The organism is Ensifer adhaerens (assembly GCF_020035535.1).
GTDB lineage: Bacteria > Pseudomonadota > Alphaproteobacteria > Rhizobiales > Rhizobiaceae > Ensifer.
Window position 1 is genome coordinate 1,417,748 of record NZ_CP083350.1, and the last position, 14,397, is coordinate 1,432,144.

The window sequence follows — 14,397 nt, forward strand, 5'->3', positions numbered from 1 at the left end:
ATGCAAGACGATCGCAGGAAAAGAATCAGAATTGCGCTTGAGGCTGGTCCCCCGCTGCCACTGCGCGAGGCTCGAAAGCGCCTGCTCCTTCTATCCTTGGGGGCGATTGCCGGAACGCCACACCTGCTTTCAATCGAGCGCGATGCGGCCGTGTGTCTTATTTCATTGGCCGATCTCGTCGGTCTCTTGGCTGAGCCGGATTCGAGCTTAGCAAGCGATCTAGGAACCGAGCTCGCAGATAACATGAACGCGACGGTCGCCGGAGGACCGGTCTAGGGACCTTGACGATGTTCAGTCCATCGTTCGGCACTCCGGCCAGTTCAGCCGGAAGGTGCTGTGGGAGGTCGCCGCTTAGCCTTCCCCGGGGAAGTGCATATGCACGCTTCGAGTGGCGGCGTGCACTGCCTCCACAAATAACACTAGGTTGCATATATTATTATTGCACCAAATTAGTGGCTCTACTTGCATCGTCCGCCCAATGTACACGTGTTGAATTCAGCCGGTGCGCGACTCTCAAGGAAATGTGGGAATCCAAATGCCGACGATCATGGTCTAGCAAGGAGAAATATTTGGTTCTGTGGGGGGTATCAATAGTATTGTTTACCCTAGTCGCGACGATTGCGTTCTCCTATGTATATGTAATAGACGAAAGAGTAATTTTAATAGAGTCAATAATTACGAAGTTATGTGCCGGAACTGCAATGCATACATTTCATATTGTATTTAATATGTTTGTTTAAATTTATGTATTATAGATTTATGATGAATTCGACGCGATAGAATATCAAATGACGCAGCTAGCAAATTATGTTGATTTCTTTCAGTTTATGTTTGTTATTTACAATACTTGCACCAGCAGACTATACGGCGTCTGCGAGTATGGTCGAACGGCCTCATCGCTAAATTTCAGCGGATGTGGCAGCGCATGAGGTTGTCTGAAGTCCAAACCTATCTCGATCGGTTTTCAATTGCCGATCTGGCTGGAATCTTCCGATGAAGCTTGGCCGCAGGCAGCCATGTTTTCGAAGGTGGCGGTTCTCACATTCACTGCCGATCCGAGCCAGCTTCTCAAATTAAGTGCTCAATCTGAATTTACGTACCGCGGTATCTTGAGAACATTGGGCGCGGAGTCTCGCGATTAATGGAAAACGACACGTCTCGGCCACCTGAGCGCAAGTCAAAAGATAAAGGTGAATGCCGAGAAGCCTCACTATTCCGGCGCAGGGAGCCGGACGGAAAAATTTTCTCGCAAGGTCATTCAAACTAGCAAACCAATTCTCGATATTTTCTACGGGGTTTGTAGTCTTTTCGGGAAACGCGAGGGTCCATGAGCGAGACAGCAGACAGAATTAACACCGACGTCCTAGTGGTTGGGGGCGGACCCGCGGGTTGCTGGGCTGCGTGGAACGCGGCCAAAAACGGGGCCAGTGTGGTGCTGATCGACAAAGGCTATATCGGCACCAGCGGCGCGACGGCAGCAGGCAATACGACGACCATCTACACAAGGCGCGGCACTGCAGAGCGTGCGGCAACGGTTGGACAACGGGTTCGTCTGGGGCACGGTTTCACCGAGGCCGAGCGTGTGGAGCGTGTCCTCGATCGGACGCTTGAGAACCTCGATCTCCTTGCTGAGTGGGGCTACGACTTCCCGAGCTATGAGGATGGGCGACCCTATCGCGGCATGCTTCGCGGGCCCGACTACCTCCGGTTCATGCGCCAGAAGCTCATCAAGGCGCGTGTGAAGGTCATCGATCACTGTCCAGTGGAGGAACTACTCGTGTCGGATGGTGCCGTCGCGGGAGCAATCGCCCGGTTCCGACGAACTGGCGAGACCTTGGAAATTCGGTCCGGGGCTGTTGTCATCGCCACGGGTGGCTGCGCGTTCCTCAGCGGTGCGCTTGGCACAAACAACCTGACTGGGGACGGCTACCTGATTGCCGCCGAGGCTGGCGCCGTTCTTTCGGGGATGGAGTTCTCAGCGCAGTACGGGATATCACCTGCTTATTCGAGCGTAACCAAGGGCGTCGTCTATTTCTGGGGAACGTTTAGCGACGAGGAGGGCAACGTTCTTACCGCGCCAGGTGATCGGCAAAACGCCGTGGCGACCGAACTCATCCGTGGCCCGGTCTACGCCATTCTCGACAAGGCGTCACCACGTTTGCAGGAAGGGTTCCGTCGGGGCCAGCCGAACATTTTCGTACCGTTCGACCGCATGGGCATCGATCCGTTTAAGGAGCGCTTCCCGATCACGCTTCGGCACGAGGGCACGGTACGTGGAACGGGTGGCCTCAAGATTGACGACCGGTCCACGACGACCGTGCCCGGCCTATTCGCTGCCGGAGACGCGGCGACCCGGCAGGGCATGTCGGGAGCGTCGACTGGCGGCGGCGGTCCGAATTCAAGCTGGGCGATGGCGACCGGGTCATGGGCTGGTGAGGACGCCGCGACCTATGTGCGCTCGCTGGGAGCGAACTGGGCATCGAGGAAAGCTCGCTCAGCCAACCAGCGTGAAGCTCCACCATCGTCCCCCAGTGGTGCAAATCTCGACTGCGTGATCAACCAAACCAGACAGCAGATCCTGCCGCTGGACGGCGGCTACTTCAGAAGCCAGGAGACCCTGTCGAAGGCTTCCGGCATCCTGGCAGATCTTTGGAACGACGAAGCGTGGCGCTCAGGAGTTCGGGCGAAGGTCCGTGAGACCGAGGCGCTCATCGCTACCTCGCGGTGGGTGACAGAGAGCGCCCTCCTTCGCACGGAAAGCAGAGGCCTCCAGCGGCGTAAGGATTTTCCTGATCCCAATCCGCTGCTCGTACGCTCTATCGACTCAGGCGGGACCGAGGACATCTGGGCATCCTTCCAACCCCAGCAGCAATTGAGTGCAGCATCATGATCGAGATCGTCAGCGAGGATCGCTGCATCAAGTGTGACCTTTGTGTCGACGCATGCCCCGACAATGTCTTCGACGCCGTTGCTGATGGCGCTCCGGTCATTGCCCGGCAATCCGACTGTCAGACTTGCTTCTTGTGCGAACTCTTCTGCCCAACGGACGCCCTGTACGTGTCACCCCTTTCGGAAGCGATCGAGGGCTCGACCGAAGCCGATCTGGTCGCGAGAGGCATCATGGGGAGCTTCCGGCGCGAGATGGGGTGGAAGAATGCGAAGCCGCGGGGGACCGCTGGCGACATGAGCTACCGAATCTTCGAGACCGGAACGATTACACCCTAATGGAGAGACCTATGAAACGCTTACTTTCGAACCTTCTAGTGGCGGCGACAATCGCTTTGGGCGCTGCGGCTGCCAGAGCGGAAGAGGCACCCACTACCATCCGGTTCGGCGACGTCGGCTTCGGCTTTGGCGCGCCCTTCGGCGTCGGACTTCAGGCCATTGCCGACGCCAAGGGATTCATCGCTGATGAATTCAAGGGCACGCCGACGAAAGTCGAGTTCACCTACTTTACTGGGACCGGTCCAGCCATCAACGAGGCGCTCTCCAACAACCAGCTCGATTTCGCATCGTATGGCGCGGTGCCTAATATCATCGGCAAGGCGAACGGCCTGGATACAGTGATCCTGGCCTCTTATGGCGGCACGACAATCTTCGGAGCTGCGCGTCCGGACCTCGACATCAAGTCGATCGCGGATCTCAAGGGCAAGAAGGTCGCGATCCAGAAGGCGACCATCATCCATTGGGGCCTCATCACAGCGCTGAAGAATGCCGGGCTGTCCGAAAAAGACATCACGATCGTCGATCTCAAGAATGCCGATCAGCTTGCTGCGATCGCGGCTAAGAGCGTGGACGCTGTCTTTGGCGCCGACTTCCTGCTGCCTCTTGAGGACAAGGGCGTCGCCAAGATCTTCTACAAGTCTTCGGACGCCGGAGCTTCCGGCGATGGCTTCGGCGCGTTTCTTGTGACCGACAGGTTCCGCAAGGAATACCCGGAAGCCACTCAGAAGGTTGTGACTGGTTTCGTCAAGGCTGCCCAGTGGGTTGCGGACGACAAGAATAGGGACGAAGCCTTCAAGATCTGGTCACGGGCAGGATCGCCGGTCGAAGTCATCAGCAAGTCGAATGCCGGGAGTTCTCTCGGGCCGAAGTACAATCCTCGTCTCGACGATTTTTTCGTCTCCCGCTACCAGAGTGGCATCGCCTTCGACCGCGAGCAGAAGCTCATTCGCCGCGACGTCGATCTCGATGGATGGGTAGATCGCTCCTATGTCGACAATGCCGTCAAGTCGCTGAACCTCCAGGCGCTGTGGCCTGATCGTTCCGCCACTGGCGCGCTTCAGAACTGATTGGAACGTTGATGGCAACGATCGGTGCTGAAGATGATGTCCGCGTCGCTCGCGGCGTACCGGACTTGCCGCTCGCTCGGCTCAAGTCGTTCTTCGTCAGCGCCGCTCTCGTTCTGATAGCGCCCGCGGGGCTGCTCGCACTTTGGGGGGTAGCCTCCACGGAGGGTTGGGTGTCCGCGCAAGTGTTGCCGCAGCCGAACTGGGTCCTTCAGACCTTCCTCGATCTCGTCGCCAGCGGTGAGATCTTGTCAGCGGCGATCGTCAGCTTCCGGCGCATAGCCGAAGGATTCCTGATAGGGGCGTCCCTTGGTTTCCTTTTCGGGCTGCTCATTGGGAGGTCGAAGACGGCAGACGCCTATCTCGGACCAACCTTCAGGGCTCTGGCCGCTGTTCCTTCGTTAGGGTGGCTGCCGATACTAATCCTCGTTCTCGGCATCGAAGAGAGCCTGAAGATCGTCATTCTCGCCAAGGCGTGCTTCGTGCCGATGGCAATCAGTACCGCCGAAGGCGCGAGAAACGTGCCCAAGGGCCTGACCGAAGTTGCCGACGTGCTGCGTCTTCGTGCAAGTACCCGCTTCTTCAAGCTAACCATCCCAGCGATCGCGCCCTTCATTGCCAGCGGTGTCCGACTATCGCTCAGCCAGGCTTTTGTCTCACTGGTCGTGGTGGAGATGCTCGCGGGAACCGACGGCCTCGGCTACATGATGGTCTGGGGGAGAACTTTGTTTCAGCTCGACATCGTCATCGTCGGCATGATTGTCGTCGGCGTCGTTGGCTTCGCATTGGACTTTCTTCTAAAGCGAGCCGAAATCCTCATTCGTCAAGGGAGTGGCGCCAATGGCTGATCGTTATCTACGAATAGCCAAATTTCCTCGAGGCGCAGTTCTGCCTTTGGTCGTTGCGCTCATCTGGTCGATCGCTTCATCGACCGGGATTCTGTCCGGCCCCATGGCGGTAAGCCCCCTCGAAGTCGTTGCCACCCCTTTCGTCGATCACTCTGGTCGGGAACTCTGGATGGCTCTGATCGCGAGCATCGCCCGTGTGCTGTCGGGAGGAATCCTTGGCGGCGTTATTGGTTTGGTGCTGGGGTACGTTGCGGGGATGTACAGGACCGCCGCCCTCGCACTGGCGCCAACCGTTCATACGATCCGACAGGTCGCCTTATTTGCGTGGATCCCTTTGCTTACGGCTTGGTTTGGAAACGGCGAGAGCACAAAGCTTGTCTTCACCGCTTTGTCGACGTTCTTTCCCCTGTTCCTGGCAACGGAACACGGAGTCAGGCAGGCTCCCGTGCCCTTGGTCGAAGCGGCGTACACGCTCAGGCTCAAACCATGGACCCGGGCGCGCAAGCTTTACCTGCCCGCCGCGCTGCCCAGCATCTATGTTGGGCTGCAGATCGCTGTCCTATCTGCGTGGATAGGAACCGTCGGTGCTGAATATGCTATCGGGAATGGCCTCGGGCTGGGCAGCTACATCGCAAGCGCTCGCGATCAGTTCAGGATGGACATCGTCCTCGTTGGCGTCTTTGCGCTCGCTGCAGGCGGCGTCGCACTATCTGCTGCAGTCCGGTTCGCAACCGGCAAAGTATCACCATGGAGCCAAGAAGCCCGATGAACGCCCTTGCGCTTGAGCATGTCAGCAAAAGCTACTTCTTTGAGGGCGCCGAGCGTCAGGTCCTCAAGGACATCAATCTGCAGGTCGAACACAACGAGATCATCGCGATCGTTGGCGCATCCGGGTGCGGCAAGTCCACACTCCTCCGGCTGGTCGTCGGCCTCGATGCTGAGTACCGAGGCACCATCGCCTGGGGCGACCAGAGCACGACTTCCTTCTCCAAAGTTGGGATGGTGTTTCAAGACCACCGTCTATACCCATGGCTGACGGTCCAGGGAAACGTTGACCTGGCCTTTGACAACTCCGGCCTCTCGGCTGCAGAGCGCCGAGATCGAACGAACCACTATCTTCGCCTCGTCGGCTTGGCTGACTACGCAAAGGCATACCCCCGGCAGCTGTCCGGCGGTATGGCCCAGCGGGCGGCGATAGCCCGTGCGTTGGCACAGGAGCCGGAAGTCCTGCTCATGGACGAGCCGTTCGGCGCGCTGGATTCCATCCTGAGGATGCGGCTTCAGGACGAACTGCTGTCGATCTGGGAAAAGAACAAGGTGTCGATCGTCATCGTGACGCACGATGTCGAAGAAGCCTTTTACCTAGGGGATCGCGTTCTCGTCATGGAGGCCAACCCTGGTCGCATCCGCGACGTCGTAGAGGTCGGCCTGCCTCGGCCTCGAGACCGCAGTGATCCGAGCCTCGCCGCCCTAAAACGCAGATGTTTGGCTACATTGGTTTGAGCCACTATATGAACGATGACGCCAGTTGTTCGTGGGGCATTTAGGTCGCTTTCCACCGCGTACTGTGTAGCCGTTAACTAGTTGCTTCGTTTCGGACTCTACAATCTTCTGATTGCACTGGAGCGCCCGATGAAGCACATCGATTTTTTCCGAGAACACCACAAAATGCCGAACGAGGAAGTGATCGGGTTTGTCGATGGCTGGATCGGGGCGACTTTTGGTAAGGGGCCCGCGCATCACGGCATCCTCGTACTCACAGACCATCGAGTTTCGTTTGTACGAAGCGGCTTTGTCGGGTCCTTCTTTCAGGCAATAAACCTCGACCGCATCAACTCGGTTGAGTTCCAAACGAAAATGACCCGCTCGGTGGCGATTTTTCACACGAGCCATGACCATCTAGAATTTAAGTCGTTCGATACCGAAGACCTGCGATCCCTCGTTAAGGGCGCTGACCACATTCGTATGGCTGGATCTTCACACGGAGGAGTAAGGCGAAGCGGACAGACGCTCGCAGAACTCGAGCAATTGTTAGAGTTGCGGGAGGCTGGTGAACTCTCCCCTAACGAATACGTCGCTGCAAAATCGCACCTGCTCAAGCATGGTACTCTCCTCGCAAAAGTGCCTGTGACGAACAGCAGGCCTATGCCCAGGAAGGATTCATTCCCTTCTTGGTGGCGGGTGGCCGCGGGAGTTGTCGGTCTGATGATCGTCGGCGGATATCTCACTGGAAAGGACACAAATTCGCAGGACGTTCGCAGGAATGTTGTGCATCCCGCCAGTGTGAAGGTTGCTGCCGCCGAAACTATCCTGCCTGCGCCTGTCATCACGGTTGAACATACCGAGGCGGTATGCAAAGCATCCATCGCCGCCATCATGGGTAGGCCGCCGTCGATTATCTCGACGCGACCGCTCGAGACTGGCGTCGTCGGGGTGAGTTACACCCGCTCGAACGACGGCTCGGTTTGGCGGTATCGCTGCAAGCTCAGTGCAGATCGCGTGATCTGGGCCAGTGATACGGGCAGGTGGCGGGACAATCCAGCCGACGAGATTGTCCGCTTCAGTCTGAGCGGGAACTCCTTGACGATCTCGCAGATTTTCAGCGACGGGTCGAGCTCACAGGAAGGCTACTCCCTGTCGGACCTCTGAAGACGTGGGCGTCGGTTCGGCATGGGGGCATCCTTACGCGCTCTAGGGAGCAGCCCCGTTCGGCTCGTTGGCCCTTTCGTTTACCGTAAACAAAATCTTAATTTACTTATAGTTGAAAAATCCCGCGTCCTGCAGTAACCACCAATTCTAAGGGATAGGGGCGTGAAAAAATTTGTAGATTCTTACTGATCGCCATATGGGCACTTGCCGCGTCCACCGCGGCATCACGCGATGCCGCCAGGGTTGTTGACGGGGACACCTTGGACATCGGTGGCATTCGCTACAGGCTTCATGGAATTGATGCACCGGAAGCAGGCCAAGCCTGCAGCGCCACGGGCGGCGGTACTTGGCCATGTGGCAGAGACGCGATCCGCCAGATCGAAGATCTCGTCCAGGGCCGTGATGTCACATGTGAACCCAAAGGCCGCGATACCTACGGGCGTGTGATAGCCGTCTGCTTCGCCGACGGGAGCGAAATCAATTCCGCCATGGTTCGCGCTGGATTGGCCTGGGCATTCCGGAAGTACTCCGAAGACTACGCTCAGATAGAGCAAGAGGCCCGGCAGGCCCAAGTGGGCGTCTGGCAGGCCGAAACCGAGACACCTTGGGACTATCGCGCTTCGAAGTGGGCTTCTGCAGTATCTCAGTCGCCGAACCAGGCGTGCCCAATCAAAGGCAACGTCAATCGTCAGGGCGAGCGCATCTATCACGCGCCATGGTCCCGGGACTACGCCAAAACCAAGATCAATACCGCCAGCGGCGAACGCTGGTTCTGCTCGGAGGACGAGGCCGTTTCAGCCGGTTGGCGGCCTCCAATGTGGGGGCGGTAGCCGCACCTCTATCTTAGGATTAACATAATGGCACCTCGATTTGACTCGCTAAACAAGCTCTTCGAAAGCGTCCGGGAATCGAACCACGATTTCCGCGTCACCACCGATCCGTTCCCGCCGCTCGACGTCGACAAGCTGGAACGGACCCTGGAGCTTGAAGAAAAAGGCACGCGGAACGGCAAAGCAAACACGCCGAAAGAGGACTCGCGCGATCAGGACGAAGTCGAGAGGGGCATAGCCGAACGGATCGAAAGCTTGCGGGACGACGCATACCAGTTACTGGAGGGGCATCTAAGCACCTACGGTACGCGTTTGCGCAACCTCGACTTCGACGGCCACTTCAACAGAATCCAAGTTGTCAACAATGCGAGCGTCGATGACTTCCGTGCCGACGTGGCCACGGGGCGCGACGAGCTTCATGGCCTTCGGAAGGATCTGAGAGAGTCGGATGTCGAGCTTGCCAATTTCCGCAAGCTGAACGGTCTTGAGCTGAGGGTTGCCCGCACCAAAGGGCGGATGGCGACCATCCTCAAGTGGTGCGTCATTCTCGCCCTCTTGATCGTCGAAACGATGGTGAACGGCATCTACCTCGCTAAGGGCAACGACCAAGGCCTTGTCGGCGGCATCGGATACGCCTTTGCGTTCGCGTTCGCGAACGTGGTCTCGACAGTCGTGCTGGGTCTTTTCGTCGTGCCGCGGATCGTGCACCGATCGCTCTGGTGGAAGCTGGTGGGCCTGCTGGGCATCGCCGCCTGGCTGACGGTGGCGTTGGGGTTGAATCTGGTGATGGCCCATTATCGTGAAGTCTCCGCCACGGCGTTCGAGGATGTCGGCCGCATTGTCATGGAGCGCCTGACCAATGCGCCACTGGTCATGAACGATATCGACTCGTGGGTGCTGTTTGCCAGCGGCGTCCTCTTCTCTACGATCGCGTTGATCGACTCTCTTCTGATGAAGGACCCGTATCCGGGCTATGCCGACACTTACACCCGGTACATCGACGCGCGCGACGACTACATCGATCGGAAGGCGGATCTGATCGATCAGCTGAAGGGCATCCGCGACGACCACAATCAGAAGGTCGACGGCATCATCCTTGCTCTTTCTCAACGCCGGAAGGAATGCGCTGCCATCATCGACAGCCGTACGAGGATGATCAAGCAGTTTTCGGAGCACCAGAACCATCTCGAAGTCTCTGGTCGGCGCCTGTTCGCTACCTATAGGGAGGCCAACCGAGCCACCCGCACCGAACATCAGCCCAAACGGTTTTCGACGCAGTACAGCCTCGATCGGCGAAAGCCTGCCATCGATAAGTCGGACGACTGGAGCGACAAGGAACTGGGCGAACGCATCAAAGCAGCTCAAGCCGAAATGGCAGACCAGATGAAGCGCATCAGCGCGGAATTCGAAGCCGCAGTCACCGCCTATCACCAACTGGACAATCTTTTCCCGGAGACGATCAATGGCCCGGCGCAGGCGTAGAAGAAAAGACGGGTCGCCGTGGGCGATAGTCGGCATCATCGGCCTGATGGCCTTCGTGTTCCTGAGCGTTGCAGGCTATGCGATGCTCAAGATCCGGGCTGGAGAAGCTGTGGCGCTTGACGACGATCTATGCCCCGCGACAGGACCGGTGTCCGTTAGAGCGATACTGCTCGACCTGACCGATCCAATCTCGGAAATCACGCAAGTTGACCTGAAGCGCCAGTTCGAACGGACAGTGTCGGAGATCGAAGTCGGCGGGCTGCTGGAGGTCTACGCTCTCACAGACAAGGAAGGGAAGCTCGAGCGGACCTACCGGGGATGCAACCCGGGCGACGGTGCAACCGCGGATCCTTGGACATCCAACCCGAGAAAGAAGCAGCAGCGTTGGGAAGAGGCCTTCAACAAGCCACTGCGGGATCTGTCCGACACCATTGGCAATGGCAGCGAGTCGAAGTCGTCGCCGATCTTGGCAGGCATCCAGCGCATCGTGATCGAGAGCTTCTCAGCTGCCAAGCTCGAAGGCACCTCCAAGCAACTTTATGTGGCTTCCGACATGATGGAAAACACGGACGCGTTCTCGATCTACGAATCGGGTGCCGATTATGAGGCGTTCCGTAAAAGCCCCGCGCGCGACAGGTTCAGGACCCCGCTCGACGGGATCGATGTCAAGTTTTGGGCATTTCAGCGGGAGGCAGCGTCCAAAGTGAAAGACCTTCCGGAATTTTGGGTGGCCTGGGTGAAAGCGAACGGCGGCGGCTTCATCGGCTACGAGCGACTTGCAGGGATTGAGTGATGGGTAACATCGACATGAGGACGTTCGTCCGCGATCACGGACCGATTTGTCTCTTCGTCTTGATGACGATCATAGGGGCGGCTGTAATCTGGTTTGGCAAACTATACGACTTGGACATTTCGATCGTCACCACCATACCGATCGTCTTGATGCTCGTCTATCTCGTGCTCAACCTGCTGCCCGGCCTCAGGGTTCGCAGCGAACAGGCCGGTGACAATCTCTACTACATGGGATTCATCTTCACCCTCGCGAGCCTCGGTATCTCGCTCTACAAGTTCACGGGCGAGGCCTCGATCGAGGACGTCGTGCGCAACTTCGGCATTGCGATCGTGTCGACGATCACGGGCATCGCGCTTCGCATCTTCTACAACCAGATGCGGCGAGATCCGGCCGACATCGAAACGGCAGTGCGCGTCGAGCTTGCCGAGATGACGCGGCGCGTCAGGACCGAGCTCGACACATCTGCACTCGAGTTTTCTAGCTACCGCCGCACCAGCAACCAGATGCTGTCGGAAGGCTTCGAGGAGATCGCCAGGCAGGCGCAAAGGAACGGGGAAGCCGTCAGGGCGTCGATCGAAGCAATGTCCGTCAAGGCTACGCAGACTATTCAAGAGACCTCGGAGAAATTGCTGGCAACGCTCGAGAAGACGCACGCACAACTTGCCGAACTCGCGGACAAGAATGTGAAGACGGTCGAGCGGGTCGCGGAACAGGTGGACAAGTCGGTCGGGCAAGTCGTCCAGCGCGCCGATGCCCTTTCGAGTACGATGGAAAGCCTGACGGCAAAGTTTTCGATCGCAAGGTCTCCCGACGAAATCCTGCGCGTAGACGTCACTCCCGCGATCGAAGCTCTGAAAGACCTGGTTGACGGCAACGTGAAGTCGATCGAAGCCAACACCGTGGCAGCGCGCGATACGGCCAAAAAGGTGATCACCGCCATCGGTCCGTTCAAGCAGGTGGCAGCACAGCTAAACGCGCTGTCCGTGGACATTAAGGGATCCACCGCCGCAGTGGGTTCGTCCGCCGAGGCGTTGGGCAAGGCGTCCGAACAGATCCGGGAGGCAATGGACGCAGTCCGCTCCATGCTTGATGCGGAGCGCAACACGGCTGAGCAGGTTAGGAATCTCGCCGGCGTGGTGAACACTCTCGAGCTTCGCAGCTCGGAACGCGACGAGCGGGGCGCAGTTCAGAGCGACCGTATCGAAATAGCGCTGGCGAAGGTCGAAGCCATTGTCGCCGTGCCTGCTGTCGCAGAGTCCGCGTCAGTAGTGGATGAGCCTGTAGAAGCCTTGGAGAAGCCCGCGGCGGATTCGACGGAAACCAGGCCGATCATGCCGGCGCCGGCTGGAGAGGACGCCATCACGGTGCCGGAGATGACCACCGCCGCCATTGAGGCAGCAGAACCGCAGCCTGACAAGTCGCGGTGGAGCATCTGGAACCGATGAGCAACACCATCGCAGGTGCCGAAGGGCGCGGCTACAATCGTGGGCTCATCCTTGGCTTCACAATGGCGGAATCGTTGCTGCTCGTCGTGTTCTGCCTGCTGCTTGTGGCCGCCGCGATTATTTCGAAGGAACGGCAGCGCGCGACGGAGGCTGAGCAGCGAGCGACCCGTGCAGAGGAGCAGGTTCTGGCCAAGAGCCACGATGCCGAAGAGCTGCAGAAACAGATCAAAGAGATGCAGGTTCAGCTTGCCGCCGCCGGACGAGACCAGTCCGACGACGAGTGGCGTGAGCTGGTGCTCGCCAAAAAAGCCGTCGAAGCGTTGGCTGTGAAGTTTTCCGACAAAAACCCGAAGGAGATCGTCCGCAAGGTCACTGACATGCTCGAAGATTACCGAGAACTTCAGGCGGCCATTCCGTCTCAAAAGCGTCTGCAGGACGAGCATCTGAAGGCACTGGCTGAAATTTCTCGGTTGCGACAGGACTTGGATTCCAAAGCGAAAGAACTGGCGTCGCTTGAAAAGCCTTCGAAGCCACACGAGTGGCCGCCAATCATCACACTCAGCGAGGCTAACAACAACTACTTCCGCTCAGGCAGTGCCGAGTTGACCGTGGCGTTCGCGACCAAATTGAACAGCTCCATCGCCGACCAAATAGCGAGCAACTTGCAGGCCTACGGCGCGGATATCGTGGAAATCATTGGCCACACGGACGAACAGCCGATTTCTCGTGCAGGATCGAACATGGATAAGAACGCCATCGACGTGCTCCTGGCTCACAAGAACGTAACGTCGCTAGAGCCAGCTGACAACGCGGGACTAGGTCTGGCGAGAGCGATCTCGGTCGCGAACGTTCTCAAATCGAACAAGTCGCTAGATGGGATCACTGTGCTTCCCCTTTCGGCGGCCCAACTGATCCTGCCCGGCGACACACTGACGCGCGGCGAAGCTGGCGATGTCGAAACCCGGAGACGGATTGAGATACGCATCAGACGTCGTGACGTTGCAGACCAGTAACGGAGGCCCGCTCACCCGAGGCGGGATCGCCCTTTCTCTCCTGAGAAAGTTCTGACCATTTCACAGCCGAAGCTAGAACTTATGCAAACCCAAACATTATCCACTTCGGGTGCCTGGCTATTGCGATTCAAAATTCGTCTCCCAATCATAGCGCCTGCGCGCGCCCGTTCATCGTGAAAAACCGAACTGGAGAGGAACTTATGAAAAAGGTGAAAGGTGCTTTCCTCGGCGCGGCAATGTGCGTGACAGGGGGCCTGCTAGTGTTTCCGGTGCTGTTTGGCGATCGACCGGCGACCCACGAGCGTGACGGAGAGGATCCATTGCGCAACCTGATCTACGACTTTCAAACGCTGATTGCCGGTGTATTGGCCGTCGGCGCGGCCTGGGTGACGGTGCGGCAGATGCGCGACAGTGATTTGCAAGGAAGACAGCTGCATATTGAGGCTCGCAGGGATGCGCGCGCCTTGGAAATTAGTGCCGCACGCGCACTACTCGATTGGTCCAGGAGTGTGGAGCCAAATATTGCGATGCTAGACCGGCATACTAGCGGCGAGTTGTATACATTGCTCAGCGACGGTCGGGTTCAATTAACGAGCGCCGGAAACTGGAAACTAAATGGCCTCCACATTTTGTATGAGAGTTTGAAACCATTTAATGAGCCGGACATGAAGCGGAACCTGCCGTTCGATGTCAATCAGCGCCTCAGCGCGGTTACCGAGAGCCTGAGGACGGCTTGCGAGCTCTCCCCTAGGGGCGTACCAACCTATTCGAAGGAGGTTGCCGTGCAGACGCTTTTGAGCTTGAACGCCACAGTGCCGAAAATCAAAACTGACGTCCGCCTATTAGCGCTCCTAGCACAGTACCGGGCGGAAGAGTTTCTCGCAGAATTCTCGAAACCGTTCGCCGAGCCGTAAGACCCATTGGTCGAGGCTATCCTTTCTTGCAGCAGACCCCTCGTCTTCAATGGCGCTCGCTTGGGCCGGCGAACTTAATCTGCCGGACGCTCTCAATCCAATGGCATCCTTACCGGCCTACAAATCCATTCCTA

Annotated in this window: 14 protein-coding genes; all 14 read left to right on the plus strand. The window is 57.9% G+C overall.

What is annotated here, in order from left to right; all coding sequences use genetic code 11:
• Entirely contained in the window at positions 1-276 is a 276-nt protein-coding gene (locus tag LAC81_RS26820) for a hypothetical protein (RefSeq protein WP_223730159.1), read from the plus strand.
• 1,051 nt (positions 277-1,327) lie between these two features.
• Entirely contained in the window at positions 1,328-2,890 is a 1,563-nt protein-coding gene (locus LAC81_RS26825; protein ID WP_223730160.1) for an FAD-dependent oxidoreductase, read from the plus strand.
• Complete coding sequence (locus LAC81_RS26830; protein WP_223730161.1) at positions 2,887-3,225, plus strand: 4Fe-4S dicluster domain-containing protein; 339 nt, start codon at positions 2,887-2,889, stop codon at positions 3,223-3,225. Before LAC81_RS26825 ends, LAC81_RS26830 begins: the two co-directional genes overlap by 4 nt.
• A gap of 11 nt (positions 3,226-3,236) precedes the next feature.
• Positions 3,237-4,292, plus strand: a complete 1,056-nt coding sequence (locus LAC81_RS26835) for an ABC transporter substrate-binding protein (RefSeq protein ID WP_223730162.1) — start codon at positions 3,237-3,239, stop codon at positions 4,290-4,292.
• Positions 4,293-4,303: 11 nt separating this feature from the next.
• On the plus strand, positions 4,304-5,137 hold the full coding sequence (locus tag LAC81_RS26840; protein ID WP_223730163.1) for an ABC transporter permease: 834 nt from the start codon (positions 4,304-4,306) through the stop codon (positions 5,135-5,137).
• A complete protein-coding gene (locus LAC81_RS26845) occupies positions 5,130-5,906 on the plus strand; it encodes an ABC transporter permease (protein WP_223730164.1) in 777 nt (258 codons plus the stop codon). The genes LAC81_RS26840 and LAC81_RS26845 overlap by 8 nt, the downstream gene beginning before the upstream one ends.
• Positions 5,903-6,640 (plus strand): ABC transporter ATP-binding protein, encoded by a 738-nt coding sequence (locus LAC81_RS26850; protein WP_223730165.1) that lies wholly within the window; start codon positions 5,903-5,905, stop codon positions 6,638-6,640. The genes LAC81_RS26845 and LAC81_RS26850 overlap by 4 nt, the downstream gene beginning before the upstream one ends.
• A gap of 129 nt (positions 6,641-6,769) precedes the next feature.
• On the plus strand, positions 6,770-7,786 hold the full coding sequence (locus tag LAC81_RS26855; RefSeq protein ID WP_223730166.1) for a PH domain-containing protein: 1,017 nt from the start codon (positions 6,770-6,772) through the stop codon (positions 7,784-7,786).
• 260 nt (positions 7,787-8,046) lie between these two features.
• The gene (locus LAC81_RS26860) at positions 8,047-8,616 is read left to right on the plus strand and encodes a thermonuclease family protein (RefSeq protein ID WP_223730167.1); all 570 of its coding nucleotides are present in this window, start codon (positions 8,047-8,049) and stop codon (positions 8,614-8,616) included.
• A 27-nt stretch (positions 8,617-8,643) separates the two neighbouring features.
• Positions 8,644-10,098, plus strand: a complete 1,455-nt coding sequence (locus tag LAC81_RS26865) for a hypothetical protein (RefSeq protein WP_223730168.1) — start codon at positions 8,644-8,646, stop codon at positions 10,096-10,098.
• A complete protein-coding gene (locus LAC81_RS26870) occupies positions 10,079-10,891 on the plus strand; it encodes a hypothetical protein (RefSeq protein WP_223730169.1) in 813 nt (270 codons plus the stop codon). Before LAC81_RS26865 ends, LAC81_RS26870 begins: the two co-directional genes overlap by 20 nt.
• Positions 10,891-12,336 (plus strand): methyl-accepting chemotaxis protein, encoded by a 1,446-nt coding sequence (locus LAC81_RS26875; protein WP_223730170.1) that lies wholly within the window; start codon positions 10,891-10,893, stop codon positions 12,334-12,336. Before LAC81_RS26870 ends, LAC81_RS26875 begins: the two co-directional genes overlap by 1 nt.
• Positions 12,333-13,349, plus strand: coding sequence for an OmpA family protein (locus LAC81_RS26880; RefSeq protein WP_223730171.1), 1,017 nt, complete (start codon positions 12,333-12,335; stop codon positions 13,347-13,349). The genes LAC81_RS26875 and LAC81_RS26880 overlap by 4 nt, the downstream gene beginning before the upstream one ends.
• Before the next feature lie 200 nt (positions 13,350-13,549).
• Entirely contained in the window at positions 13,550-14,263 is a 714-nt protein-coding gene (locus LAC81_RS26885; RefSeq protein WP_223730172.1) for a hypothetical protein, read from the plus strand.
• Positions 14,264-14,397 lie beyond the last annotated feature (134 nt).